The 24571-nt window shown below is 53.0% G+C and carries 26 protein-coding genes; 11 read left to right on the top strand and 15 right to left on the bottom strand.

The annotated features are described in order from the left end of the window. The first annotated feature begins 90 nt into the window (after window positions 1-90). Window positions 91-840: a formate dehydrogenase accessory sulfurtransferase FdhD gene (gene fdhD, locus U0026_RS22315; RefSeq protein WP_218017073.1), complete on the top strand. Its 750-nt coding sequence runs from the start codon at window positions 91-93 to the stop codon at window positions 838-840. A gap of 128 nt (window positions 841-968) precedes the next feature. After that, the gene (locus U0026_RS22310) at window positions 969-1181 is read left to right on the top strand and encodes a YdgH/BhsA/McbA family protein (RefSeq protein WP_062776506.1); all 213 of its coding nucleotides are present in this window, start codon (window positions 969-971) and stop codon (window positions 1179-1181) included. 88 nt (window positions 1182-1269) lie between these two features. Here U0026_RS22310 and U0026_RS22305 read toward each other — a convergent pair whose 3' ends face one another. Next, window positions 1270-1593 (bottom strand): AzlD domain-containing protein, encoded by a 324-nt coding sequence (locus U0026_RS22305; RefSeq protein ID WP_062776508.1) that lies wholly within the window; start codon window positions 1591-1593, stop codon window positions 1270-1272. Continuing rightward, entirely contained in the window at window positions 1593-2243 is a 651-nt protein-coding gene (locus tag U0026_RS22300; RefSeq protein WP_126441020.1) for an AzlC family ABC transporter permease, read from the bottom strand. Before U0026_RS22300 ends, U0026_RS22305 begins: the two co-directional genes overlap by 1 nt. A gap of 114 nt (window positions 2244-2357) precedes the next feature. On the opposite strand from U0026_RS22300, the gene U0026_RS22295 reads away from it, so the two are divergent. Both U0026_RS22295 and U0026_RS22290 read left to right on the top strand, forming a co-directional pair. Further along, a complete protein-coding gene (locus U0026_RS22295) occupies window positions 2358-2906 on the top strand; it encodes a helix-turn-helix domain-containing protein (RefSeq protein WP_062776512.1) in 549 nt (182 codons plus the stop codon). 353 nt (window positions 2907-3259) lie between these two features. Beyond that, on the top strand, window positions 3260-4654 hold the full coding sequence (locus U0026_RS22290) for a carbohydrate porin (protein WP_062776513.1): 1395 nt from the start codon (window positions 3260-3262) through the stop codon (window positions 4652-4654). A 96-nt stretch (window positions 4655-4750) separates the two neighbouring features. On the opposite strand, the gene rhaM is transcribed toward U0026_RS22290, so the two are convergent. The 5 genes from rhaM to rhaB all read right to left on the bottom strand — a co-directional run bounded on the left by rhaM (window position 4751) and on the right by rhaB (window position 10088). Further along, on the bottom strand, window positions 4751-5065 hold the full coding sequence (rhaM, locus tag U0026_RS22285; protein WP_062776515.1) for an L-rhamnose mutarotase: 315 nt from the start codon (window positions 5063-5065) through the stop codon (window positions 4751-4753). Continuing rightward, window positions 5062-6210, bottom strand: a complete 1149-nt coding sequence (gene fucO, locus U0026_RS22280; RefSeq protein WP_062776516.1) for a lactaldehyde reductase — start codon at window positions 6208-6210, stop codon at window positions 5062-5064. The genes rhaM and fucO overlap by 4 nt, the downstream gene beginning before the upstream one ends. Before the next feature lie 189 nt (window positions 6211-6399). After that, window positions 6400-7230 (bottom strand): rhamnulose-1-phosphate aldolase, encoded by an 831-nt coding sequence (rhaD, locus tag U0026_RS22275; protein ID WP_062776518.1) that lies wholly within the window; start codon window positions 7228-7230, stop codon window positions 6400-6402. A gap of 132 nt (window positions 7231-7362) precedes the next feature. Beyond that, on the bottom strand, window positions 7363-8622 hold the full coding sequence (gene rhaA / locus U0026_RS22270) for an L-rhamnose isomerase (protein WP_062776520.1): 1260 nt from the start codon (window positions 8620-8622) through the stop codon (window positions 7363-7365). Beyond that, the gene (gene rhaB / locus U0026_RS22265; RefSeq protein ID WP_062776521.1) at window positions 8619-10088 is read right to left on the bottom strand and encodes a rhamnulokinase; all 1470 of its coding nucleotides are present in this window, start codon (window positions 10086-10088) and stop codon (window positions 8619-8621) included. Before rhaB ends, rhaA begins: the two co-directional genes overlap by 4 nt. A gap of 303 nt (window positions 10089-10391) precedes the next feature. Here rhaB and rhaS point away from each other — a divergent pair, with 303 nt between their 5' ends. Both rhaS and rhaR read left to right on the top strand, forming a co-directional pair. Continuing rightward, entirely contained in the window at window positions 10392-11228 is an 837-nt protein-coding gene (gene rhaS, locus U0026_RS22260; RefSeq protein WP_062776523.1) for an HTH-type transcriptional activator RhaS, read from the top strand. A gap of 71 nt (window positions 11229-11299) precedes the next feature. After that, window positions 11300-12148 carry an HTH-type transcriptional activator RhaR gene (gene rhaR / locus U0026_RS22255; protein WP_062776525.1) on the top strand — a complete coding sequence of 283 codons (849 nt, stop codon included), beginning with the start codon at window positions 11300-11302 and terminating at the stop codon, window positions 12146-12148. A 5-nt stretch (window positions 12149-12153) separates the two neighbouring features. Here the strand turns inward: rhaR and rhaT are convergent, their stop codons facing one another. After that, on the bottom strand, window positions 12154-13188 hold the full coding sequence (gene rhaT / locus U0026_RS22250) for an L-rhamnose/proton symporter RhaT (RefSeq protein ID WP_062776527.1): 1035 nt from the start codon (window positions 13186-13188) through the stop codon (window positions 12154-12156). A 290-nt stretch (window positions 13189-13478) separates the two neighbouring features. On the opposite strand from rhaT, the gene sodA reads away from it, so the two are divergent. Beyond that, a complete protein-coding gene (gene sodA / locus U0026_RS22245) occupies window positions 13479-14099 on the top strand; it encodes a superoxide dismutase [Mn] (protein WP_062776529.1) in 621 nt (206 codons plus the stop codon). A gap of 6 nt (window positions 14100-14105) precedes the next feature. Continuing rightward, complete coding sequence (yiiM, locus tag U0026_RS22240; protein WP_126440930.1) at window positions 14106-14843, top strand: 6-hydroxyaminopurine reductase; 738 nt, start codon at window positions 14106-14108, stop codon at window positions 14841-14843. Between the two features lie 141 nt (window positions 14844-14984). On the opposite strand, the gene cpxA is transcribed toward yiiM, so the two are convergent. Both cpxA and cpxR read right to left on the bottom strand, forming a co-directional pair. Then, the gene (gene cpxA, locus U0026_RS22235; RefSeq protein WP_062776532.1) at window positions 14985-16358 is read right to left on the bottom strand and encodes an envelope stress sensor histidine kinase CpxA; all 1374 of its coding nucleotides are present in this window, start codon (window positions 16356-16358) and stop codon (window positions 14985-14987) included. Then, entirely contained in the window at window positions 16355-17053 is a 699-nt protein-coding gene (cpxR, locus tag U0026_RS22230) for an envelope stress response regulator transcription factor CpxR (protein WP_062776535.1), read from the bottom strand. Before cpxR ends, cpxA begins: the two co-directional genes overlap by 4 nt. A 149-nt stretch (window positions 17054-17202) precedes the next feature. Here cpxR and cpxP point away from each other — a divergent pair, with 149 nt between their 5' ends. The 3 genes from cpxP (at window position 17203) to pfkA (ending at window position 19897) form a co-directional block, all read left to right on the top strand. Next, window positions 17203-17703 (top strand): cell-envelope stress modulator CpxP, encoded by a 501-nt coding sequence (cpxP, locus tag U0026_RS22225; RefSeq protein ID WP_062776537.1) that lies wholly within the window; start codon window positions 17203-17205, stop codon window positions 17701-17703. Between the two features lie 139 nt (window positions 17704-17842). Further along, a complete protein-coding gene (gene fieF / locus U0026_RS22220; RefSeq protein ID WP_062776538.1) occupies window positions 17843-18736 on the top strand; it encodes a CDF family cation-efflux transporter FieF in 894 nt (297 codons plus the stop codon). 198 nt (window positions 18737-18934) lie between these two features. After that, the gene (gene pfkA, locus U0026_RS22215) at window positions 18935-19897 is read left to right on the top strand and encodes a 6-phosphofructokinase (protein WP_062776540.1); all 963 of its coding nucleotides are present in this window, start codon (window positions 18935-18937) and stop codon (window positions 19895-19897) included. Between the two features lie 76 nt (window positions 19898-19973). Here pfkA and rraA read toward each other — a convergent pair whose 3' ends face one another. The 5 genes from rraA to ftsN form a co-directional block, all read right to left on the bottom strand. Further along, on the bottom strand, window positions 19974-20459 hold the full coding sequence (gene rraA, locus U0026_RS22210) for a ribonuclease E activity regulator RraA (protein WP_062776542.1): 486 nt from the start codon (window positions 20457-20459) through the stop codon (window positions 19974-19976). A 92-nt stretch (window positions 20460-20551) separates the two neighbouring features. Then, window positions 20552-21478, bottom strand: a complete 927-nt coding sequence (gene menA, locus U0026_RS22205; protein WP_062776544.1) for a 1,4-dihydroxy-2-naphthoate polyprenyltransferase — start codon at window positions 21476-21478, stop codon at window positions 20552-20554. A 70-nt stretch (window positions 21479-21548) separates the two neighbouring features. After that, the gene (hslU, locus tag U0026_RS22200) at window positions 21549-22880 is read right to left on the bottom strand and encodes an HslU--HslV peptidase ATPase subunit (RefSeq protein ID WP_062776546.1); all 1332 of its coding nucleotides are present in this window, start codon (window positions 22878-22880) and stop codon (window positions 21549-21551) included. Window positions 22881-22889: 9 nt separating this feature from the next. Next, window positions 22890-23420, bottom strand: coding sequence for an ATP-dependent protease subunit HslV (hslV, locus tag U0026_RS22195; protein ID WP_062776547.1), 531 nt, complete (start codon window positions 23418-23420; stop codon window positions 22890-22892). A gap of 99 nt (window positions 23421-23519) precedes the next feature. Further along, the gene (ftsN, locus tag U0026_RS22190; RefSeq protein WP_073971156.1) at window positions 23520-24485 is read right to left on the bottom strand and encodes a cell division protein FtsN; all 966 of its coding nucleotides are present in this window, start codon (window positions 24483-24485) and stop codon (window positions 23520-23522) included. Between the last annotated feature and the right edge of the window lie 86 nt (window positions 24486-24571).

The raw sequence follows: 24571 nt of genomic DNA, 5'->3' as shown, positions 1-24571 counted from the left end.
TTTGCCGTGTTTAATTTTAAAGATGAAGTCAAACCCTCGTTGCAGCTGATTGGCGCAGCCGAGCGTTCTGTCTTCAGAAGGCCACAGATTATGCAACCCACTCAGGATATTCTTGCAGAAGAAGTTCCCGTTGCGTTGGTCTACAACGGCATCTCTCACGTCGTGATGATGGCGACGCCGAAAGATCTGGAAGCTTTTGCGATAGGTTTCTCTTTATCTGAAGGCATTATCGAGCATCCGCGCGAAATCTTCGGTATGGACGTCGTCCCTGCCTGCAACGGCATGGAGGTCAGAATCGAGCTTTCCAGCCGCCGCTTCATGGGGCTAAAAGAGCGCCGCCGGGCGCTCGCTGGCCGCACAGGCTGTGGCGTGTGTGGCGTTGAGCAGCTCAACGATATCGGGAAGCCTATCCAACCGCTGCCGTTTAGCCAGATATTTGATCTGGCCCATCTCGATTATGCACTCCGTCATTTAGATGACGTTCAGCCAGTGGGCCGTGAAACGGGTTGTACACATGCTGCCGCGTGGGTGATGCCCTCGGGTGAGCTGGTGGGCGGGCATGAGGATGTGGGTCGTCACGTGGCGCTCGATAAGCTGCTGGGACATCGCGCCAAAGAGGGCGCGCTATGGCAGAAAGGTGCTGCGCTGGTGTCCAGCCGCGCCAGTTATGAAATGGTGCAGAAGTCTGCAATGTGTGGCGTTGAGATCCTGTTTGCAGTATCCGCCGCGACAACGCTGGCCGTAGAGGTTGCCGAGCGTTGTAATCTGACGCTGGTCGGTTTTTGCAAGCCGGGCCGGGCGACGATTTACACCCACCCGCAGCGATTAATCGGTGGTTAATTTATATTCAGTTATTTTGAATGACATCGACAAATAACTCCGCTTTTAGTTGATTGAGATGTGACCTATCATTTATCACATCAAGGCAACATGCCTTACACAAACAACCAACTTAAAGGGTTTATCTCATGAAAAGCATCAAAACTTTTGTCGCAGTTATCGCTCTCGCAACTTCTTTCGGTTCATTCGCAGCACAAACCGTCACCGCCAGTGCTTCTACTCTTGACGGTGCAGAAGCAAAAATCGCCGCTCAGGCCGAACAAGCGGGTGCAAGCTCTTACAAAATCACCCAGGCTTACAGCGGTAACCGCGTGCACATGACCGCAGAACTGAACAAATAAGCAATACGCAACTGTCGAAAGAGCGCCCTATGGGCGCTTTTTTCGTTTCAGTGGTAGGCCGGATGGCGCTTCGCTTATCCGGTCTACTTTAGTGGATACCAGCCAGACGCAGCAGCGCGGTGGCGATGGCGGCAGCAAAAATCACCACGATTAATGGCGCTTTACGCCATGCCAGAAACACCGCAAAACCAACCCCCAGTACGCGCGCCATCCCGGAGAAGTGCTCTCCTTCATAAAAGGTAGTGGCCAGAGCGACGGAAAAAAGCAGCACCGTCGCGGCATCGGAAAGCAGTGCCTGAGAACGTTCAGAGAAGGCTAACCGGTTACCCAGCTTCGCACCGCCAAGCCGCATCAAATAAGTCCCCACCGATAAAATAGCGATCCCGGCGATAAACAGCGTCATGTTACCCATTATTTTTTCCTCACCAGCAGGCCAAACAGTGAAAGCAGGACCGGTAATCCTACGGGGATGAACGGCACGCTAGCCAGTGAGAGTGCCGCACCGCTACAGGCGCGAATGAGCGTTGTGCGATTCTTGAAGGCGGGAATGACTAAGGCGAGCAGGATGGCGGGGAAGACCGCATCCAGGCCGATGGTTTCCGGTGCTGGCAATAGCTTGCCCACCGCTGCGCCAAATAGAGTTCCCAGTGGCCAGACAAGGGCGACGCCCATCCCACACAACCAAAAGGCGGCTTTACGTTGTTCAGGCGTGGGCTGTGAGAGTCCAAACACAACGCTCTCATCGTTCATGATATGGCAGCCAATAAAGCTCGCTGCACGACGCCCGACCAACTCCCTCACCGTCACGCCAAAAGGAATATGCCGGGCATTCACCAGTAGACCCGCCGCTGCCGCTGCCAGAGGATTGCCACCGCTTGCAACAATACCGATAAACATGAATTCCGACGCGCCTGCGAGAACGGAGACCGAAAGCAGTAAGGGAACCCAAAGCGGGAAACCATAGGCCATCGCCAGCGAACCATAGGAAACACCCACGACGCCAACGGCGAGACATACCAGAAAAATGGCTTTTAGCGTATCGCCTTTCAGGCAGGAGAACATGTTCAGAGACATCTATATTTACCATATCGAACGAGTTATCCATTATAATGAACGAATCAGAGTGGTAGTTCAAGACGAACGATTCGTTCGATATATAAAACGATGGAGTTGTGTATGTCACAGCCAATCAGCGTGATTGCTAAGAGCCTGGTGCGCGAGCGGGCGAGAACAGGCCTGTCTTTGGCTGAAATTGCGCGTCGTGCTGGGATTGCAAAATCGACGCTTTCTCAGCTTGAGGCCGGGAACGGTAACCCAAGTCTGGAAACCCTGTGGGCGCTGTGCGTGGCATTGGGGATCCCGTTTGCACGCCTGCTGGAGCCGCAGCCTAATAAAACGCAGGTGATTCGTCGGGGCGAGGGGACAAAAGTTATCGCTGAACAGGCAAACTATCAGGCGACATTGCTTGCTGCCTGTCCACCGGGAGCGCGTCGCGATATCTATCTGCTGACCACCCAGCCGGGTGCCGATCGAATTTCGCATCCGCATCCACCGGGTTCGGTAGAACATATTATCGTGACTCAGGGGCGAGCGCTGGTGGGGCTCACTTGTGCACCGGAAGAGTTGCATGCGGGGGACTACATTTGTTATCCCGCTGATGAGGAGCATCTGTTTAAAGCGCTGGAGCCGGACACCATGGCATTGCTGGTGGCTGAACAAAACTGATAACAGCACGCGGTAATATATAAATAACCGTGTGTTTTATTGATTTTCATATCAATTATATAATATTACTTATCTATGGATTATTAATTAGAATAATCTATAGATATATTCATATCTCTGTTTGTTATTTTGTTGCTCGCCAGTGTTATCTCGCTCACGATATTTCAAAATGTATTATTTACGGGTTGAACTTTATTGGCTAGTGTTCTCGTGCCTGTGATGAAACGTTTCCATTCTAAGATCTCGTTTCATTTGGTGAATAAATTATAAAACAATATTCATCATAAAAATAAGTGCGCGTGAGATCTCTTTCGGGATTTCCCGGTTATTCTTTATTTCAAGGAAAGCGAATAATGAAGAAATCGACATTAGCTATTGCGATTGGATTGTTATTAGTGGCCAATACCGGTGTTGCTAAAACAACGAAAATGACGTTGGAACAGCGACTGGAACAGCTTGAATCACGCCTGGAAGCCGCGGAAACTCGCGCCACCCAGGCTGAGCGTAAAGTGCAAGACATGCAGGTTCAGCAATCTGCTGAAATTAAAGAAATTAAAGACGCTCAGGGCAATACACCGGTGAATGGACAGACGGCCGCCACCGAAACACAGAAAAATGCGTCTACGCCTAATCTGCTGCTGACAGGATATGGCGATCTGAAAATCTACGGTGACGTGGAATTCAACATGGACGGTGAAAGCCGTCGCGGTACGCTGACGCAGCTCAGCCATGATAACTCAAACGAACGCTGGGATTTGAACGGCCGTATTCTGCTGGGTGTCGATGGAACGCGTACAATGGAGAACGGTCAATATGCGGGCTTCTCTATTCAGCCGTTAGCCGATATGACAGGCTCCATGAACCTTGATGATGCGTACTTCCACTTCGGTCAGAAGGATGACTGGAAAATCAAAGTCGGTCGCTTTGAGGCCTTCGATATGTTCCCGCTTAACCAGGATACCTTCGTTGAGCACTCCGGGAATACCGCCAACGACCTGTACACCGATGGTCAGGGTTATATCTACATGATGAAAGAAGGTCGCGGACGTTCTGATTCGGGTGGTAACTTCCTGATGAGTAAACAGGTTGATGACTGGTACTTCGAACTGAACTCGCTGGTTGAAGACGGAACCACGCTGTTTGCTGATGGCGATAACGTCCCTGGCGGGCGCAGTTATCACGGACGTGAAGTTGAGCAACAGAAAAACGTTGTCTATATGCGCCCGGTTATTTCCTGGTCGCCAATGACCGAGCTCTCATTCTCGGCGGCAATGGAATCCAACGTTGTTAATAATGCATACGGTTATACCAATAAAAAGGGTGAATTTGTCGACCAATCCGATCGTACCGGCTATGGTTTAACCATGACATGGAATGGCCTGAAAACCGATCCGGAAAATGGTGTGGTATTTAACCTGAATACCGCCTATTTAGATGCGAGTAATGAAGATGACTTCACTGCAGCAACGAACATTTTGTGGAAGAACTTCGAATTGGGCTATATTTATGCTCATAACAAAATTGATGATTTTGATAATGTAGTCTGCTACAACGACTGTGTTATTCAGGATGAAGGGACGTATGATATTCATACCATTCATGCGTCATATTTAATTCCGAATGTCATGAATATGCAAAACTTCAATATTTATCTGGGGACTTACTGGTCTAAAATCCAAAGCGACCAGAAAATCTCCTCCGACGACGATCGCTACGGCGCGCGCGTTCGCTTCAAATACTACTTCTAAATCTAGAAAAATTAAGGCCTCTGTTTACAGAGGCCTTTTTAATTTGTGGTGCCGTGCATGCACGATAAGCGAAGCGCCATCGGGCATGTTGCGGTATTACGCCAGGTAAAACACTTCTTTAAGCTCTGCACTCACCGGACTATTATCCGGGTTAGACGGCATCACGTCGGCCATATGTTTCCACCAGCGCTGGCACACTTCCGTACTGGCCACGGCGTTCCAGCGTTCTTCAGATTCAATCTCGACGGTCGCAAACAGCAGGTTACGTTCTTTATCGAGATAAATAGCGTAGTGGTGCGCACCGTGCGCTTTCAGTACGGCTTCCAGTTCCGGCCAGATCGGGCTATGGCGGCGCTGGTACTCTTCATGTGCATTGGCGTTAACCTGCATCACAAAGGCTTTGCGGATCATAATGCCTCCAGATACAGCTCGCGAACTTCATCGCGGCTGGCGGTGCGTGGATTACAGGGCGCGCAAGGATCGGCCAGCGCTTTATCCAGCCACCCTTCGATGTCTTCTTTCGTTACGCCCAGTTTACTGAATCCTTCTGGAATGCCCACCCGCGCGCTGAGTTTACGAATGGCGTTGATGGCTTCCATACTTGCCGCTTCATCGCTCATATTGCGAGTCTCGACGCCCATTGCTTGCGCCACGCGGGCAAAACGTGCAACCGCATTTGGACGGTTAAAGTTCTCGATAACCGGCAGTAAAATGGCGTTGCAGACGCCGTGTGGCAGGTTATGCGTTGCGCCCGGTTGGTGTGCCAGGGCGTGGACCAGACCCAAGCCGGCGCTGTTAAATGCCATTCCCGCCAGATACTGACCAAACGCCATCTGCTCGCGGGCTTCCAGATTGTGACCGTCGTCCACGGCTTTTGGCAACCACAGGGTAATTAAGCGAATCGCTTCCAGTGCGTTGGCGTCGGTTAACGGGTGTGCGCCCACGGAAACGTACGCTTCAACCGCGTGGGTTAAAGCATCCATCCCGGTAGCGGCGGTGACGGAAGCCGGGATATCGAGCATCACGCTGGCATCATCGACGGCAATATCCGGGATAATATTGGAATCAATAATGACTTCTTTCACCTGGCGGGCGGTATCGATGATGACCGCGTTACTGGTCATCTCGGCAGCGGTACCGGCGGTGGTGTTGATAGCCACCAGATGCACGCCTGCGTTCGCCACTTTGCCTACGCCGGAATAGGCGGTAGACGGGCCTGGGTTTGCGGTCAGGATCTTCACCGCTTTTGCGGTATCAATTGGGCTGCCGCCGCCAAAGGCGATGATGTAGTCGCAATTTTCAGCCTGATACGCCGCATAACCTTTTTGTACCAGCTCTTCCGTGGGGTTTGGGAAAACCTCGTCAAACAGGTGATAAGACATTTTATGGGCGTCCAGTGCGGTAAACAGGCTGTCCAGCAGGCCCATTTTCACCAGTTGACCGTCGGTGACGACAAGCGCCTTGCCCCATTTTTTACCGGCAACCAGATTGACCATATCGCCAATGGCGCCCGCGCCATGCAGGCTGATTTTTGGCAGTGCTAACATAAAACTCATGGTGTTTCTCCTTGATACCTAACTTGTGAAATCCTGCGTTCCCTCGGCTGGTTTGGTGTGATGATCAGGGAGGGGGAATGGGTAAGAGTTGTGCCACGGCTGGCTAAGAACTCATCCCATTAGCTCAGCGTTGAGATAATGGGATGCATTCTGATGCCTGACCTCAATGGCTGAGGCCAGGCGGTATGCTTACTTATACAGATTCAGCGCGCTTGCCATCGGGGTTACGCCAAAGCGCTGGCCGAGAGCAATCAATTCCTGCTGGGTGATGGTTTGCTTCATGCCGCCCATTGAGTACACCTTAACCAGCACTTCTGCGGATTTTTCAGCGGTATCAATCAGACCAAAGGTTTCGTCGAGCGTTGGGCCGCTACCGAAGACTCCGTGGAATGGCCACAGAACCAGCGAGTGCTGCTGCATGGACACCGCGGTCGCTTCGCCGATTTCGTCAGTGCCCGGAACCATCCACGGCAGAATGCCCACGCCGTCAGGGAACACCACCAGACACTCGGTGCTGCCTTCCCACAGTTTGCGGGTGATTAACGCGCTGTCATTTTCCAGCACGTAGGTCAGGGCGATCAGGTTGGTCGCGTGGCAGTGCATGATCACGCGGTCTTTACCGCCGGTTAGTTTGATACGCTCACAATGTGACAGGAAGTGCGCTGGCAGCTCGGAGGTTGGTACGGCCTCATGAGTCAGCCCCCACAAAATGTGGTAGCCCGCGCCGTCGCTGTCGACCTTCACTACGCCCAGGTTGGCGGCTGGGTCGAGCTGTACGTTGCGGAAGAATTTACCGGAACCGGTGACGATAAATGGGGTATTTGCCAGCATCGGCATCGGTTGGCTCAGGGCGATATAGCGCGGTTTGGCGTGGAAATCAGCGGCGAATGGCGCGATATCCGCTTCATCCAGACGCAGAGTCAGGTTGCCGCCGTTACGTTCGTCCCAGCCTTTTAACCAAGCATCGGAAGTGGCTTTGATCATGCCCTGGACGAACCAGGAATCGGTGATGGTCTGCATAGTCTTGTTGTTCCTGTAGTGTTGATGCGGGGTTTTCCCCTCACCCTAACCCTCTCCCCGAAGGGGCGAGGGAACTGTTCAGTGTCGTGTTTTCTCCCTCTCCCTCAGGGAGAGGGTCGGGGTGAGGGTCAATCACCCACGCTGACTTAAAATCTCTTTCTCATAGCCGCGCACGCTCTCCAGCCACTGACTCCCCGCTGGGGTATCGTTACGCTGGCAGTACATTTCCCACACTGCCTGCCATGGCAGACATTTTTGTTCTTCCAGCAGTGCCAGGCGTGCGGTGTAGTCACCAGAAACTTCGAGTTGACGCAATTCGTCGGTGGGTTCCAGCAGCGCGCGCAGCAGGGCTTTTTTCATGTTGCGAGTGCCGATAACCCAGGCAGCGATGCGGTTGATAGACGCGTCGAAGAAGTCGAGACCAATGTGGACACGGTCGAACAGGTTGTGGCGGATAATTTCGCTGGCGATAGCCTGCGTTTCATCATCCAGCAGCACCACGTGGTCGCTATCCCAGCGTACCGGACGGCTCACGTGCAGCAGCAGGCGCGGAACGTACAGCATGGCGGCGGAGATTTTTTCGGAGATCACTTCGGTTGGGTGGAAGTGACCGGCATCCAGGCACAGTGCGGTCTGGCGGCTGGTGGCGTAGCCCATATAGAACTCGTTAGAGCCAACGGTGTAGCTCTCAGCACCAATACCGAACAGCTTGCTCTCGACGGCATCAATATGATGCGCCGTGTCGAATTTCTCGCTAATCACTTCATCCAGCGCAGCGGCCAGACGCTGGCGCGGCGCCAGGCGGTCAATCGTCACGTCTTTCATGCCGTCCGGGATCCAGATGTTCATGACGGACGGCGTACCCAGCTGCTCACCGAAGTAAGCGGAAATGCGACGGCTGGCTTTGCAGTGGTCAATCCAGAACTGACGGATTTTTGGATCAGCGTGAGACAGGGTAAAGCCGTCTGCGCTCAGCGGATGCGAGAAGCACGACGGGTTAAAATCGAGGCCCAGCTGGTGTTCTTTTGCCCACTCAACCCAGTTTTTGAAGTGCTCAGGTTTGATTTGGTCGCGTGCAACCGGGGTGTCAGACTCCAGATAGATAGCGTGCAGATTCAGGCGTTTTGGCCCCGGGATCAGGCTCAGCGCCTGCTCCAGATCGGCACGCAGTTCAGTGGCGTTACGCGCTTTGCCTGGATAGTTACCGGTCGCCTGAATACCACCCGTTAAATTGCCCTCTGGATTTTCAAAACCCGCAACGTCATCGCCCTGCCAGCAGTGCATCGAAACAGGTAAACGGTCCAGTTGGCGTAAGGCTTCTTCGACGTCGATGCCGACTGCGGCGTAGCGCTGTTTCGCGAGTTCCCAGGCCTGGTCAAGTTGAGTGGTCATGCGCAAAGCTCCTTTGTCTGTCGTTGTTGCTGAAACTGCGCAATGTAGTGAGCAATTTCATTATCTGGATTAGGGGTAAAAGTTGTGAGGCCGTAGTTATGGCTCACCACCTTGCGGAAATCGTCGACGTTGGACAGTTCATCCAGCGTCATCAGTTGAATACCAATATTGCCGAGGGTAGAGGCTTCAATCGGGCCTGCGACCACGGTTATCCCACACGCATCGGCGCACAGCTGGTTTAGCAATTGGTTCTGGCAGCCGCCGCCGACAATATGAAGCTGGCTAAACGGCCTACCGCGCAGTTGCGCCAGTTCGTTCAGAACATCCGCGTACAGCAGCGCCAGGCTATCGAAAATACAGCGAGCGAGTTCAGCGGCGCTGGTCGGCACCGGCTGCGCGCTTTCACGGCAGGCGGCCTGAATTTCAGCGCTCATGTTTTCCGGGTTGATAAAACGATCGTCGTTCGGGTTAATCAGGCAGTGACAGGCCGGCAGCTTGGCCGTTTCGGCAATCAGCGTTGCCAGGCAACTGATGTTTTGCTCTTTCAAGACGCGCTGTAATAGCCACAACCCCATAATGTTTTTCAGCACCCGGTAACGGCCTTCTGCACCGCCTTCATTGGTGATGTTGGCGCGCTGGGCTTGCTCGCTGGTGTAAGGTTTTTTGCTTTCAAAGCCCATCAACGACCAAGTGCCGGAAGAGAGATAGGCGGCGTCAGTATCTGCTAATGGTGAGGCGATAACGGCGCTGGCGGTATCGTGACTGGCCACGGCAACCACCGGGATATGATTACCCTGCGGGCAAATCCAGTGACCGACCACATTGCCGGGATGCGTTGGCGTACCGAACCATGACGGCGGTGCGCCGGTCCAGTTCAGCAGGTCTTCATCCCAGTTATCACTGTCGATATTGACGAGCTGGGTGGTGGTTGCATTGGTGTATTCCCAGTTCATCTTTCCGGTGAGGCGGTAGCCGAAATAGTCTGGGATCAACAAGGCATGAGCGGCCTGTGATACGAGATCCGGCTGCTGCTCAACCAGCGCACGAAGCTGATATAACGTGTTAAACGGCAGAAATTGAATGCCACTGCGACGGTAAATATCACCTTTACCCAACTGCTCCATGGCGAGGGCCATCACGCCGTCGGTGCGCTTGTCGCGATACGCCACCGGCAGGCCAACCCGCTGACCGTTTTTATCCAGCAGCACATAGTCCACGCCCCAGGTATCGATACCGATGCTGTCGATAAGAATGCCTTCTTCGCAAACCTTGTTGAGGCCGATACGGATCTCGGCTTCCAGCCCATCGATATCCCAGGTGTCAAAACCCGCCTGCTTATGCAGATTGTTGACGAAACGGTGGATTTCGCGCAGTGACAGCAAGCGTGTGTCGGCATCAAAACGCGCCAGCATTACACGTCCGCTTGAGGCGCCTAAATCGACGGCCACGCAATGGCGAAAAGTCATGGTAAGAGTCCTTCTAAGAGTCATTACCGATTAGTCTAAAAAAGGGGTGATGAAACAACCTTCTCGTTACTGACAGTCGCCATAGGGCGCTGGCAAGAAAGCAAAGGTGAACGTGAGGGAGTTCACAAATTCTTGCGATGGCACTGGGTTAAGGGGGTGTGATGGTGAGCGCATTTCCCGATCTTTCCGGCTATTTCTTGAAAAAACGACCGGATTTGCGCGCTTTACTGTCAAAACGTCAAGGTCAGATCGCTCATCGGATATTACTATCCTGATAACTTTTCTCATCTGGCGGGAGTCGTTATGACCGTACTACACAGCGTGGATTTCTTCTCTTCAGGTCACCTGCCCGTTGCTATCGAACAACGACTTCCGCAGGGCGCATTTCCTGAGCATCATCATGATTTTAATGAGATTGTTATCGTCGATCATGGATCGGGTATTCATGTGTTCAATGGTCAGCCGCATACAATTTGCGGCGGAACAGTGTGCTTCGTCCGCGACTTTGACCGACATCTGTATGAGCATACCGATAACCTGTGCCTGACCAATGTGTTGTATCGCGCACCAGATGCTTTCCAGTTTTTGTCAGGGCTGAATAAGCTGTTACCGCAGGAGCAGGACGGTCACTATCCTTCCCATTGGCGCGTAAACCAGAGCACTTTGCAGCAGGTGCGGGCTATCGTCAGTCAGATGGAAGAGGTGAAGGACGGTATCGATATGATGTCGTTAGCCAACCGTGAGATTCTGTTTATGCAACTGCTGGTGTTGCTGCGTAAAGGCAGCCAGGAGCAAGGAGCGGAGGACAATGATGCGCGGCTCAATCAGCTGATGGCCTGGCTTGAAGATCACTTCGCAGAAGAGGTGTGCTGGGAAGGGCTGGCAGAGAGTTTCTCTTTATCGCTGCGCACGCTGCATCGCCAGCTCAAGCACTGTACTGGTTTAACGCCGCAGCGTTATCTCAATCGCCTGCGCCTGATTAAGGCGCGGCATCTGTTGCGCCATAGCGATGACAGCGTGACCGACATTGCCTACCGCTGTGGTTTTGGCGACAGCAACCACTTCTCAACCTTGTTCCGCCGGGAATTTAACTGGTCACCGCGGGATATTCGTCAGGGACGTGACACGTTGCTCCAGTAACGCGAGGACAATCACCGTTTTTTAGCGCAAAACGGCGAATAATAATCGGCTGTGAGTCGAGAGGTATCCGCGTGTCCGGTCAGTTAATCCTGCGAAAATCTGAATTTTTTACCAGCCCGGCGCAGGCCGTGGCGGTGGCTGACCGCTATCCACAGAATGTTTTTGCTGAACATACACATGATTTTTACGAGCTGGTGATGGTCTGGCGCGGCAACGGCTTACATATCCTCAATGACCGCCCCTATCGGATTACACGCGGCGACCTCTTTTACATCCGCGCTGAAGATAAGCACTCCTACGCCTCTGTTAACGATCTGGTTTTACAAAATATTATCTACTGTCCCGAGCGCTTAAAGCTCAACCTCGATTGGGTATCCCATATTCCAGGATTGCACGGTTCACACTGGGCGCCGCACTGGCGTATTGGCAGTACCGGCATGAACCAGGCGCGGCAAATCATGACCCAGCTTGAGCAGGAGAGTCGCAAAGATGACGCGCTGGCAAATGAGATGTCTGAACTGCTGTTTGCCCAGCTGGTGGTGTGCCTCAAACGCTATCGTTACGCCACCGATAACCAGAACGCGACACAGAGTGAGGCGCTGCTGGATAGGCTACTGACGGTGCTGGCGGGGAGCCTCAATCGTCCTTTTGCGTTGGATAGCTTCTGTGAGCAGCAGGCGTGCAGCGAACGCACGCTGCGCCAGCAGTTCCGTAGTCAGACCGGCATGACGGTGAACCACTACCTGCGTCAGCTACGAATTTGTCATGCGCAGTATCTTCTGCAACATACTGAACTGCTGATTGGTGAAGTGGCGATGCAGTGCGGGTTTGAGGACAGTAACTATTTTTCGGTAGTGTTTAACCGGGAAGTGGGAATGACGCCGGGGCAGTGGCGGCAACGCAGTCGCATTGCCGCCTGAAGGATCTAGCTTGCCATTCCTAGCCCCACGATATTGGCGGCAATAATAATCACCACACACCCCAGGCTCAGCACGCTGACCGGACGACGCCCGGCGTTTTTCCACTCTTTCAGTACCAGACCGACCAATCCACCGCACAGAACATAGAAGCTCATGTGCAGCATCCAGCTCATATAGTCATATTGCGCGGGAATGCTGGCGTGGCCCCAGGCATAGAAGAAGAACTGGAAGTACCACATCAAACCGCCTAATGCCGACAGTAGGATATTGCTGATGATGAGCGATTTTGGCAGCGAGAAATCGGTTTTTATCGACAAACTCTTCACTTTTGCCAGACGAATAAAGCAGAACCCGAGGTTGACCAGCGCGCCGCCGCCCATAATCACCACATAGCTGGGTAAAGCGGTATATAGCGGATCGACACCTAGCGCGGCTGCTGCTTCGTGCATGGGTTTTGCGGCACTCATTGCAAAGGACATCCCGGCGGAGAAAATGCCGCACATGACGGCCAGCACCAACCCTTTTTTCAGGTTGAATTCCTCTGCTTTAATGCCCATTTTGCGTTCTTTTAGCTGGCCTGCGCGGGTCACAATACCCACGCCAATAACGGCGACCAGCACGCCAAGAAGCGTCATTTTTCCGCCCTGGGTATGAATCAGGACATCAAATTGACCATTCAGAATAGGCGTCATTAACGTACCGACAATGAGCGTAATACCGATGGCAATGCCGATACCCATCGACATACCAAGATAACGCATTGTCAGGCCATAGTTGATGTTGCCGATCCCCCACATGGCGCCAAATAGAAACACGGGCAGGAGCGTTGAAGCGCTAAAGGAGTGATAGTAAGCCCAGAAATCGGGCAGCAGCATTGCGCTGATAGTCCAGGGAAGGATTATCCACGAGACAATCCCGCCAATAGACCACATGGTTTCCCATGACCATCGTTGAACTTTTTTAAACGGAGCATAGAAACAGGCTGCACTGGCTGCGCCTATCAAATGCCAAAAAATACCCATCGTAATCGCATGATTCATTTATTTTTATCCTCATCCAACTTTTGTTGTATTGATTGTCTCTCGACAGGATGAGTGTAAAAATTCGTCAGTTCATTCACCTTCAGACTGGTGCCATCTAAGCGGAAAAGATGGCAGTGAGGGCGGTAATGAGCTGTTCTTGCTCACAAAATGCTGACTATGCGGATGTGTTATAACCTTATTAAAACTACGGCATTGATAATCATTTTCAATATTATTTAATTAACTATAATGAACCAACTGATTACGCGGCGTTTACAGTTTGCCGTCCGATAATAATGGAGATGATTATGAGCTATACCCTGCCATCACTGCCTTACGCGTACGATGCTCTGGAACCACACTTCGACAAACAGACCATGGAAATCCACCACAGCAAACACCACCAGGCTTACGTTAACAACGCCAATGCTGCGCTGGAAAGCCTGCCGGAGTTCGCTTCCCTGTCTGCAGAAGAACTGATCGCGAAACTGGATCAACTGCCAGCGGATAAGAAAACCGTTCTGCGTAACAACGCCGGTGGCCACGCTAACCACAGCTTCTTCTGGAAAGGCCTGAAAAAAGACACCACTCTGCAGGGTGACCTGAAAGCGGCTATCGAGCGTGACTTTGGTTCCGTTGATAACTTCAAAGCTGAATTTGAAAAAGCGGCTGCGACCCGTTTCGGCTCCGGTTGGGCCTGGCTGGTATTGAAAGGTGACAAACTGGCTGTGGTTTCTACCGCAAACCAGGATTCCCCGCTGATGGGTGAAGCCGTTTCTGGCGCTTCCGGTTTCCCAATTGTGGGTCTGGATGTGTGGGAACACGCTTACTACCTGAAATTCCAGAACCGTCGCCCGGACTACATTAAAGAGTTCTGGAACGTGGTGAACTGGGACGAAGCAGCAGCGCGTTTCGCCGCTAAAAAATAATTTGCATTGCCGGTCTGTAGAAGCGAGTCTGATGACTCGCTTTTTTTGTATCCGCGTAAGGAGCAGCAGATGCATTATCCGGTTGATGTGTTCATAGGAAAAATTCGCGACTACGACGGTAGCCGCCCTAGCTCCATTGCTAAAGTACAGGTAGACGGCGAGCTTACGCTTAACGATCTCGGGCTGCTGGGCGATGAACAGGCCGAAAAAAAAATCCACGGCGGCCCCGACCGGGCACTGTGCCACTATCCCCGCGAACATTACGCTGAATGGGCGCGTGACTTTCCCGACCAGGCCTCCCTGTTTTATGCCCCGGCATTTGGTGAAAATTTATCGACGGAAGGCATGAATGAACACAACGTATTTATCGGCGATATTTATCGTTGGGGCGAGACGTTAATCCAGGTCACCCAACCGCGTTCCCCGTGCTTTAAGCTCAATTACCACTTCGCCATAAGCGATATGGCTTCTGTGATGCAAAACAGTGGCAAAACGGGCTGGCTGTATCGTGTGATTGCTACAGGTAACGTGTCCAGCGATGCGCCGCTTGAGTTGGTTTCGCGTCTGAGTGATGTGTCGGTGCATGAAGCCGGTGTGATCGCCTGGTCGATGCCATTTGATGACGATCAGTATCACCGACTGCTGAGCGCAGCAGGGCTTTCTGTTAGCTGGAGTCGAACGATGCAGAAGCGGCGTTTAAGCGGCAAGATTGAAGATAATTCCAGAAGATTGTGGGGCAAGTAGCCCAGGCGAGGCGTTTACGCCGCCCCCGGGAGGGTTAACGAACGTGAAGCCTGTGAGATCCCGGAGTCGGTGCTCTCGCACCTTGTCCGGGCTACCCATAGCCGCATAAAAAATCGGCCTGCATAAGCAGGCCGATGGTTTTTAGGTTCTCTTGTAAAGCGGAAGCCACAGCGTTAACCGCAACCCACCCAACGGACTGTCGTCGGCTTTCACCCAACCACGATGTTGCTGAATGGCACTTTCCACAATCGCCAGCCCTAACCCCGTCCCGCCAGATTCGCGGTCGCGCGCTTCGTCGGTGCGGTAGAAAGGACGGAAAATTTGCTCGCGATCGTCCGGGCTGACGCCTGGGCCATCATCATCAACATGGATGGTAATACCGTCTTTATCCACCGAGAAGCTCACGGCAATTTTGGTGTGTGAGTAGCGCAGCGCATTGCGAACGATATTCTCCAGCGCACTTTCCAGTGCGTTCGGGTTACCGTATAGCGGCCACGGCCCAGGCGGATAGTCAACGTTAAATGACTTGCCCATCTGTTCGGCTTCAAATGCGGCGTTGTCGAGTACCTCACCCCACAGCTGATTAGCCTTCAGCGTTTCACTCAAGAGTGCGTTTTTCTGCTGATTCCGCGACATCACCAGCATGTCGTTGATCATGCTGTCCAGACGCTGCGCTTCCGTTTCGATACGTTCCAGTTCTTTGCTCTCACCGCTACGACGACGCAGCAGGGCGGTGCCCAGTTGCAGACGGGTTAACGGCGTGCGCAGTTCATGGGAGATATCGGAGAGCAGACGCTGCTGTGCGGTCATCATCTGCTCCAGCGCCATCACCATTTGGTTGAAGCTGGCACCTGCCGCCAGAAATTCCTGCGGCCCGGCTTCCAGTTCTGGATGCTGACGCAGGTTGCCCTGGGCGACTTCATCTGCCGCATTTTTCAGCTTACGCGCCGGTTTTGCCAGGCTCCACGCCAGCCATAACAGCAGCGGTGCGCTGACCAGCATGGTCACGATAAGCAGCAGTAATGGCCTATCAAACAACAGGTTGATAAAGTCGGACTGCGAACTGCTGGCTGGACGGATTAGGTATAACTGGTAGTTATCTTCGCCGTCACGAATAGAAAATGGCCCAACCAGCTCTACGCGCCCGTACTTCTTCTTCTGCGGGTGATCCGCGTTATCAGATTGTCCGATGAAGTTACGGATAATCTGCATCTCGTTGCGTTCAGCGCCAATCACGCGGCCTTCGCTGGTGACCAGCAGGAGGCGCTGGCCCGGCGGGGCCCACTTATCAATTGCGCGGAACAACCGACGCCACCACATCAAATCGTTGGGAGGGTCGTTGGCTAACTCTTCTGCGACGTGCTGCTCGATCATCAAGCCCTGGCGCTGCTCGCTTTCCAGCAGCTCCGTCATCTGGCGTGAGTCGAGCTTAGGCAGCATCAACACCAGCATCAACACCAGCGCTAGCGTAAGCCAGAAGATGGCGAAGATGCGTGCGGTTAAACTTCCTATCATGAAGCGGAAACCATCAGGTAGCCGCGACCACGTAGCGTTTTAAACCATGGGTGACCATCTTTACGCTCCGGCAGTTTCCGGCGCAGGTTGGAGATGTGCATATCAATGGCGCGGTCGAACGGCGTGAGGCGTTTTCCCAGCACTTCCTGGCTTAAATGTTCACGTGAAACGACCTGGCCCAGATGCTGCGCCAGCAGATAAAGCAGGGTAAATTCGGTGCCGGTAAGCTCCAGTGTCTGTCCATCAAAGCTAGCTTCCTGACGGCCTGGATTCAGGCTTAGAGAATCAACTTCAACGGTCGGTGAACTGCTCTCGCTATTTTGCTGCTGTTCGCTCCAGTGTGAACGGCGCAAAATAGCGCGGATACGCGCAACCAGCTCGCGATCGTTAAATGGCTTAGGCAGATAGTCATCTGCGCCCAGTTCAAGGCCCAGAACGCGATCCAGCTCGCTTCCACGGGCGGTTAACATAATGACGGGTGTCTGGTGTGTTTGTCGTAATTCTTTAAGCGTATCGATACCGTTCTTTTTCGGCATCATCACGTCGAGTAAAAGTAGGTCGATGCTGTCATCAATCAGCGATAAAGCCTGTTCACCATCGTGGGCAACCAGGACGTTAAAGCCTTCCATATCAAGAAGTTCCTTGAGCAAAGAAGTTAACTCTCGGTCATCATCAACTAACAAAATTTTATTCATATTTTAATCCCTCCGAGGCAGAAATTACGTCATCAGGGCTAGCTAATCCATGACTTTACGTTGTTTTACACCCCCTGACGCATGTTTGCAGCCTGAATCGTAAACTGTCTCTCGTTGATTCGCGACACAAAAGTTTTTGGGAGCATGTGATGCGCAATGTTATCGCTGCCGTCATGGCCTCAACGCTGGCATTCAGTGCACTAAGCCAGGCCGATGAAGTCGTCACCAGCGTTAACTGGCACCCGGCGGAAGCTAATCCGCTGAGTAGTGGCCAGGGCCATATGTTCGACGGTATTAGTTTAACCGAACATCAACGCCAGCAAATGCGCGATTTGATGCAACGGGCACGACACGATCGTCCACCTGTTAATGTTAGCGAAGTGGAGACAATGCATCGCCTTGTCACCGCAGAAAAATTTGATGAAGCCGCTGTGCGAGCCCAGGCCGAGAAAATGGCCGAGGAGCAGGTGAACAGCCAGATAGAAATGGCGAAAGTTCGCAACCAGATGTACCGACTGCTTACGCCAGAGCAGCAAGCGGCTTTAAACCAGAAGCACCAGCAGCGCATGGATCAGCTGCGTGATGTTGCACGGATGCAACAAGGTTCGATTCAGACCCTGTTTAGTAGCAATACCCGTAGCAACCAGTAATAAACCCTGTTTTTCCTTGCCATAGACACCATCCCTGTCTTCCCCCACATGATGTGGGGGTTTTTTTTGTCTTAAATTCGTCACCGACTCCCCCTCACACATTCCGCTATACTACGCAAATCTGAAGGTGGGAGTGTTTATGAATCAATCTTATGGCCGGCTGGTGAGTCGGGCAGCGATAGCCGCAACGGTGATGGCATCGTTGCTGCTAGTGATTAAAATTTTTGCGTGGTGGTACACCGGGTCAGTGAGTATTCTGGCGGCGCTGGTGGATTCTCTGGTCGATATCGCCGCCTCGCTGACCAACCTGCTGGTGGTGCGTTACTCGCTGCAACCGGCGGATGAAGAACATACGTTCGGCCACGGAAAAGCGGAATCGCTGGCGGCGTTGGCGCAAAGTATGTTTATTTCCGGGTCGGCGCTGTTCCTGTTTTTAACCGGGTTCCAGCATCTGGCGCGGCCGACACCCATGAGCCAGCCCGGTATTGGCGTGGCGGTTACGGTGATTGCGCTTATCAGTACGTTGATTCTGGTGACGTTTCAGCGCTGGGTAGTGAGAAGAACACAAAGCCAGGCTGTACGCGCAGATATGCTTCATTATCAGTCTGATGTTATGATGAACGGTGCGATTCTCGTCGCGCTCGGCCTCTCCTGGTACGGCTGGCATCGTGCAGATGCGCTGTTTGCATTAGGAATTGGCATCTATATTCTATATAGCGCGTTACGCATGGGGTACGAAGCGGTTCAATCATTATTGGATCGTGCGTTGCCCGATGACGAGCGCCAGGAAATTTTCGACATCGTCACCGCCTGGCCGGGCGTTAGCGGTGCTCACGATCTCCGAACGCGGCAGTCAGGGCCGACCCGCTTTATCCAGATCCATCTGGAAATGGAAGATAACCTGCCTTTGGTTCAGGCGCATTACGTTGCCGATCAGGTTGAGCAGGCGATTTTGCATCGTTTCCCGGGGTCCGATGTGATTATTCATCAGGATCCCTGTTCTGTTGTCCCGCAGGGAAACAGAGCAATTTGAACTTTCGCAGTGGTTGTACAAAACGTGAGCTGGATCGGCATTATTTGTATAAATAACCGCCGTTTAGCCTGACCTGAATCAATTCAGCAAGAAGCGCTTGATATACTATCTCTACATAGAGTCGTTCTCTCCCCGTTTTTTTGGGAGCGCTTCGGGCAAAAGAATTAATTTTTAGCATTCCTAAGTTCAGAGGTAGTCATGATTAAGAAAATCGGTGTGTTGACAAGCGGCGGCGATGCGCCGGGTATGAACGCCGCAATCCGCGGTGTTGTGCGTGCAGCGTTGACGGAAGGTATTGAGGTCATGGGCGTTTATGACGGTTACCTGGGCCTGTACGAAGACCGTATGGTTCCGCTAGACCGTTACAGCGTGTCTGACATGATCAACCGTGGCGGTACATTCCTGGGTTCTGCGCGCTTCCCTGAATTCCGTGATGAAAACATCCGTGCCGTGGCTATCGAAAACCTGAAAAAACGCGGTATCGATGCGCTGGTGGTTATCGGTGGTGACGGTTCCTACATGGGTGCAGTACGTTTGACCGAAATGGGCTTCCCTTGCATCGGTCTGCCAGGCACCATTGATAACGACATCAAAGGCACCGACTACACCATCGGTTTCTTCACGGCGCTGAGCACCGTGGTTGAAGCGATTGACCGTCTGCGTGACACCTCTTCTTCCCACCAGCGTATTTCCGTTGTCGAAGTAATGGGCCGCTACTGCGGTGACCTGACGCTGGCAGCGGCCATTGCGGGCGGCTGCGAATTTATCGTGGTACCGGAAGTTGAGTTCAAGCGTGACGATCTGGTTGCCGAAATCAAAGCGGGTATCGCCAAAGGTAAGAAACACGCGATCGTGGCGATTACTGAACACATGTGCGACATCGACGAACTGGCGCAGTTTATTGAAACTGAGACCGGCCGTGAAACCCGTGCGACCGTTCTCGGCCATATTCAGCGCGGCGGCTCCCCGGTTCCTTACGACCGCATCCTGGCGTCCCGTATGGGCGCATATGCCATTGAACTGCTGCAGCAGGGCTTCGGTGGTCGTTGCGTCGGTATTCAGAACGAAAAACTGGTTCACCATGACATTATCGATGCTATCGAAAGCGTGAAGCGTCCGTTTAAAGGTGACTGGCTGGAATGCGCTAAGCAGCTGTACTAATTCGTGGTGTGCCTGGTAACAGGCAAATTGTGGATGAAAAAAAAGCCTTCTCTATGAGAAGGCTTTTTTGTGGGGCTTACTCAATATCCAGCGGATCTTCCGACAGGATAATACCGGTATTATCGGCATAAAGATGGTCGCCGGAGAAGAAGGTCACGCCGCCGAAGTTAACGCGGATATCACTTTCACCAATGCCTTCACCTGCGGAACCCACTGGAATCGCGGCAATCGCCTGGATGCCGATATCCAGCTCTTCTAAATCATCAACCTGACGCACCGCGCCGTACACCACAATGCCTTCCCACTCGTTCTGGGTGGCCAGACGGGCGAGGTCGGCGTCAATCAGTGCGCGACGGACAGAACCGCCGCCGTCGACCAGCAGGATGCGGCCACGACCGTTCTGTTCGAGCAGATCGTACAGCAACCCGTTATCCTCGAAACATTTTACGGTGATGATTTGCCCACCGAACGACAACCGTCCGCCAAAGTTAGAGAACAGGGGTTCTACTACGTTGACATCTTCCTGGTAGATGTCGCAAAGCTCGGAAGTATCGTATTTCATAGGATTAACGCTCAGTTGCTGCGAGTGATTTTAGTATATCGCGCTCTACGCATTGTTTGCAAAATCATCAATTGTTAATTGATATTTGTCAGTTAAGCCAACGTCTTGCTGAGCACAATTCCGATAACGAACAGCAGGTTAGTTAACAGCGCTCCTTTTACCGTCCGCTCCAGCATTGGCGGCATCGCCTGCGGTGAGCGTTCACGCATCACGTAGCGGGCTTGTTTGACCAGCAAAGGCGTACTCAGCACGAACAGCCAGCCCCACAGACTGTGAAGCGAGAGCAGATTAAACAGCGCCAGACAGACCAGCGTGCCTATCAGCAGACAGACGTGGTAACGGCGTGCGTTAACCGGCCCTAAACGGACGGCCAGCGTATTCTTACCGTTTTCGCGGTCGCTATCGATATCGCGAAGGTTATTGATATTCAGCACGGCCGTTGCCAGCAGACCACAGGCCGTCGCGGGCAGGATAATGGCGCTGCTCAGGCTGTGCGCCTGCAAGTACCAACTGCCAATCACGCTTAACCAGCCGAAGAAAATCAGCACGGAGATATCACCCAAACCGATATAACCGTAAGGTCGGGTACCCACGGTGTAGGTGATGGCGGCGATGATCGCCAGCAGCCCAAGCACCAGGAAACCGATAAAATCACCCGTGGTCTGAGATGCGGTAAACAGCAGGGCAAGTCCAGAGATGCAGATAAGCCCGACGGTGATAATCAGCGCCCGCTTCATCTGTTCTTTGGTAATCACCCCTTTTTGCATCCCACGCAGTGGGCCGATGCGATCCGGCTTATCGCTGCCTTTCACCGCGTCACCGTAATCATTGGCGAGGTTGGAGAGAATTTGCAGCAGACTTGCAGTAATCAGCGACAGAATGGCGACGGTGGGATCAAAATGACCCTGCCACCAGGCGAGGGCAGTACCGACGATAATTGCAGCACAGGCCAGAGGTAATGTTTTCGGGCGCAGACTTTCCAGCCATGCCTGGGTGCGGCTTACAGGTGTATTTGTCATGAGTAATCAGCCAATAAAAATGGGGCTTTTCAGCCCCATCAATTTAAAGATGAAAATGCAGTGACCGCGATTATAGGATAAAACGGCTCAGATCTTCATCTGCGACTAATGCATCCAGATGTTTACTCACGTATTCCGCATCAATTGTGATGCTCTGACCACTCATCTCGCTGGCGTCATAGGAGATATCTTCCACCAGACGCTCCAATACGGTATGCAGGCGACGGGCACCGATGTTCTCGGTGGTTTCGTTAACCTGCCATGCCGCCTTGGCGATACGCTTGATACCGTCTTCGGTGAACTCGATATTCACGCCTTCGGTCGCCATCAGCGCTTTATACTGTACGGTGACAGAGGCGTCTGGCTCGGTGAGGATGCGCTCGAAGTCGCTGGTGGTTAGCGCCTGCAGCTCAACGCGAATCGGCAGACGACCCTGCAGTTCTGGGATCAGGTCAGACGGTTTCGCAACCTGGAATGCGCCGGACGCGATGAACAGGATGTGATCGGTTTTGACCATACCGTGCTTAGTCGAAACGGTGCAGCCTTCAACCAGTGGCAACAGGTCGCGCTGTACGCCTTCACGAGACACGTCAGGGCCGGAGGATTCACCGCGCTTACAGATTTTATCGATCTCATCGATGAACACGATACCGTGCTGTTCAACCGCATCGATAGCGTCTTGCTTGAGTTCTTCTGGGTTAACCAGTTTCGCCGCTTCTTCTTCAATCAGCAGCTTCATCGCATCTTTGATTTTCAGCTTACGCGGTTTCTGCTTCTGGCCGCCCAAGTTCTGGAACATAGACTGCAACTGGCTAGTCATCTCTTCCATGCCTGGAGGCGACATGATTTCGACGCCCATCGGTGCTGCCGCGAGATCGATCTCAATCTCTTTGTCGTCCAGTTGGCCTTCGCGCAGTTTTTTACGGAATGCCTGACGTGCAGCAGAAGGTTCCTGTGGCTGTTCAGACTGGCCCCAGTTATTTTTTGCCGGTGGGATCAGTGCGTCAAGAATACGCTCTTCCGCCATCTCTTCAGCGCGGTAGCGATTTTTCTCGATGGACTGAACGCGGACCATCTTGATCGCCGAATCGGTCAGATCACGGATGATGGAGTCCACTTCTTTGCCCACATAGCCCACTTCGGTGAACTTGGTGGCTTCAACTTTGATGAACGGCGCGTTGGCAAGCTTGGCCAGACGACGGGCGATTTCGGTTTTACCGACGCCGGTTGGGCCGATCATCAGAATGTTTTTCGGTGTGACTTCGTGGCGCAGCGCTTCATCGAGCTGCATACGACGCCAGCGGTTACGTAAGGCGATAGCCACGGAGCGCTTAGCTGCGTCCTGACCGATAATATGTTTGTTCAGCTCGCTGACAATTTCGCGTGGGGTCATTTCAGACATGGGAGATCCTTACGCCTTGGAGGTCAATTCTTCGATGGTGTGGAAATGGTTGGTATAAATGCAGATATCGCCTGCAATATTCAACGCTTTCTCAGCAATTTCACGTGCGCTTAACTCGGAGTTTTCCAGCAGAGCACGGGCTGCGGCTTGGGCATACGGGCCGCCGGAGCCGATGGCAATCAGATCGTTTTCCGGCTGCACGACATCACCATTACCGGTGATGATCAGTGAGGCGTTTTCGTCGGCGACCGCCAACAGGGCTTCCAGCTTGCGCAGCATACGATCGGTACGCCAGTCCTTCGCCAGTTCAACGGCGGCTTTCACCAGGTGCCCCTGGTGCATTTCCAGTTTACGTTCAAACAGTTCGAACAGCGTGAAGGCGTCTGCCGTACCGCCCGCAAAACCGGCGATCACTTTGTCGTTATACAAACGACGCACTTTTTTCACGTTGCCCTTCATGACGGTATTGCCCAGCGTGGCCTGGCCATCACCGGCAATTACAACGTGGCCGTTACGGCGAACACTTACTATTGTTGTCACGAGCAGACCCCTTTGTTGCAAGTTGCGAATACGGATAGAGATGCCCCGTACCGTGTACGGGGCAGAATGTAATTATAGATGGGGGGGATTTTGGGGGTTTCAACCCCCAGTGGCGAGCCTAATGCAGTTTGCGTGACCGGCCATTTTCAGGCGGGTGATGGTGCCGTCGGCGTTATCCTTGCCTTTGACCGGGCCGATAACCACACGGTTCCAGCCGTTATTTGTCGTGATTTTTGAATCAAATCCTTCAAAAGCCAACTGCGCGCGGACGGTTTCTGCCTGCTCGGCACCTTTAAATGAACCGCACTGCACCATCCAGCGACGCTCATCTTTTTTCTCGGTGGCTTTCGGCGGCGTGGTTTCACGCACGACTGGGGCAGCAGCCTGGGTTTTAGGCTGTGAGGTCGTGGTGTGCGCAGGCGTTTGCAGCAGATCCTGATACGCGGAATTTGCCGCCGTTGATTTTGGCGGCTGCTGCGTCTGCGTTTGACGCGGCTGTTGAACGGGTTGCGCTGCGCGGGTTTGCGGTTGCTGTACCGGCTGCGTTTGCGTCCATTGCTGTTGCTGAACCTGCTGTTGCGCCAGACGCTGACGTTGTAGCGTTTGCTGACGCTGTGCAGGCGTTTGCTCATTCCACGGCACTTCGGTGAGCTGCGTAGGCTGCTGGCGCATATCTGCCTGCATTTGCGCTAACAGCTGGCGCTGTTCGTCGGTGAGCTGATTAGGGTTGATCACTTCCCCGCCGGCTGACGGTTCGGTTGGCGCACGGACGCCAGGCTGGCGGCTTTCCAGCTCTTTAATGTAACGCCAGCGTTCTTCTGGTTTCGGCGGAAGGCCGTTCCCTGTTATCTGGCGGCTTTGTAGCGATTCAGACTCTTCTTTTTTATGATGCGTGATGAAGTATAAACCGCCGATAAAAGCGACCACGACCGCAGCCGCGATTGCCACCATGGCAGGAGAGACCGCCGGAAAATTATTCTGTTTTTTCCGTGTATTCCGTGAATTACTGCTTTTGCGCCGCGAAGGTGCCTGCTGGCCGCGGCGTACATAGTCTCGTTGTGCCACTATCGTTTCGCTGTCTTTTTCCGTTTGTTAGCCCGACATGTTACTTAAGCGGCGGCGCTTTGACCAGACAAGCAAGTCCTAAAGCG

Source organism: Kluyvera intermedia (assembly GCF_034424175.1).
Lineage (GTDB): Bacteria > Pseudomonadota > Gammaproteobacteria > Enterobacterales > Enterobacteriaceae > Kluyvera > Kluyvera intermedia.
Note: the sequence above shows the minus strand (reverse complement) of the source record. Positions and strands in the feature narration are given on the sequence as shown.

Excerpts from the sequence above, each read along its gene's own strand:
- menA (WP_062776544.1), bottom strand. The coding sequence starts at position 21,478 with ATGACAAATACACCTGTAAGCCGCACCCAGGCATGGCTGGAAAGTCTG.
- U0026_RS22300 (WP_126441020.1), bottom strand. The coding sequence starts at position 2,243 with ATGTTCTCCTGCCTGAAAGGCGATACGCTAAAAGCCATTTTTCTGGTA.
- pfkA (WP_062776540.1), top strand. The coding sequence starts at position 18,935 with ATGATTAAGAAAATCGGTGTGTTGACAAGCGGCGGCGATGCGCCGGGT.
- cpxA (WP_062776532.1), bottom strand. The coding sequence starts at position 16,358 with ATGATAGGAAGTTTAACCGCACGCATCTTCGCCATCTTCTGGCTTACG.
- cpxR (WP_062776535.1), bottom strand. The coding sequence starts at position 17,053 with ATGAATAAAATTTTGTTAGTTGATGATGACCGAGAGTTAACTTCTTTG.
- rraA (WP_062776542.1), bottom strand. The coding sequence starts at position 20,459 with ATGAAATACGATACTTCCGAGCTTTGCGACATCTACCAGGAAGATGTC.
- rhaD (WP_062776518.1), bottom strand. The coding sequence starts at position 7,230 with ATGCAGACCATCACCGATTCCTGGTTCGTCCAGGGCATGATCAAAGCC.
- rhaB (WP_062776521.1), bottom strand. The coding sequence starts at position 10,088 with ATGACTTTTCGCCATTGCGTGGCCGTCGATTTAGGCGCCTCAAGCGGA.
- U0026_RS22310 (WP_062776506.1), top strand. The coding sequence starts at position 969 with ATGAAAAGCATCAAAACTTTTGTCGCAGTTATCGCTCTCGCAACTTCT.
- U0026_RS22305 (WP_062776508.1), bottom strand. The coding sequence starts at position 1,593 with ATGGGTAACATGACGCTGTTTATCGCCGGGATCGCTATTTTATCGGTG.
- rhaA (WP_062776520.1), bottom strand. The coding sequence starts at position 8,622 with ATGACCACTCAACTTGACCAGGCCTGGGAACTCGCGAAACAGCGCTAC.
- fieF (WP_062776538.1), top strand. The coding sequence starts at position 17,843 with ATGAATCAATCTTATGGCCGGCTGGTGAGTCGGGCAGCGATAGCCGCA.
- cpxP (WP_062776537.1), top strand. The coding sequence starts at position 17,203 with ATGCGCAATGTTATCGCTGCCGTCATGGCCTCAACGCTGGCATTCAGT.
- rhaS (WP_062776523.1), top strand. The coding sequence starts at position 10,392 with ATGACCGTACTACACAGCGTGGATTTCTTCTCTTCAGGTCACCTGCCC.
- fucO (WP_062776516.1), bottom strand. The coding sequence starts at position 6,210 with ATGAGTTTTATGTTAGCACTGCCAAAAATCAGCCTGCATGGCGCGGGC.
- rhaM (WP_062776515.1), bottom strand. The coding sequence starts at position 5,065 with ATGATCCGCAAAGCCTTTGTGATGCAGGTTAACGCCAATGCACATGAA.
- sodA (WP_062776529.1), top strand. The coding sequence starts at position 13,479 with ATGAGCTATACCCTGCCATCACTGCCTTACGCGTACGATGCTCTGGAA.
- rhaT (WP_062776527.1), bottom strand. The coding sequence starts at position 13,188 with ATGAATCATGCGATTACGATGGGTATTTTTTGGCATTTGATAGGCGCA.
- U0026_RS22290 (WP_062776513.1), top strand. The coding sequence starts at position 3,260 with ATGAAGAAATCGACATTAGCTATTGCGATTGGATTGTTATTAGTGGCC.
- fdhD (WP_218017073.1), top strand. The coding sequence starts at position 91 with ATGCAACCCACTCAGGATATTCTTGCAGAAGAAGTTCCCGTTGCGTTG.
- U0026_RS22295 (WP_062776512.1), top strand. The coding sequence starts at position 2,358 with ATGTCACAGCCAATCAGCGTGATTGCTAAGAGCCTGGTGCGCGAGCGG.
- hslU (WP_062776546.1), bottom strand. The coding sequence starts at position 22,880 with ATGTCTGAAATGACCCCACGCGAAATTGTCAGCGAGCTGAACAAACAT.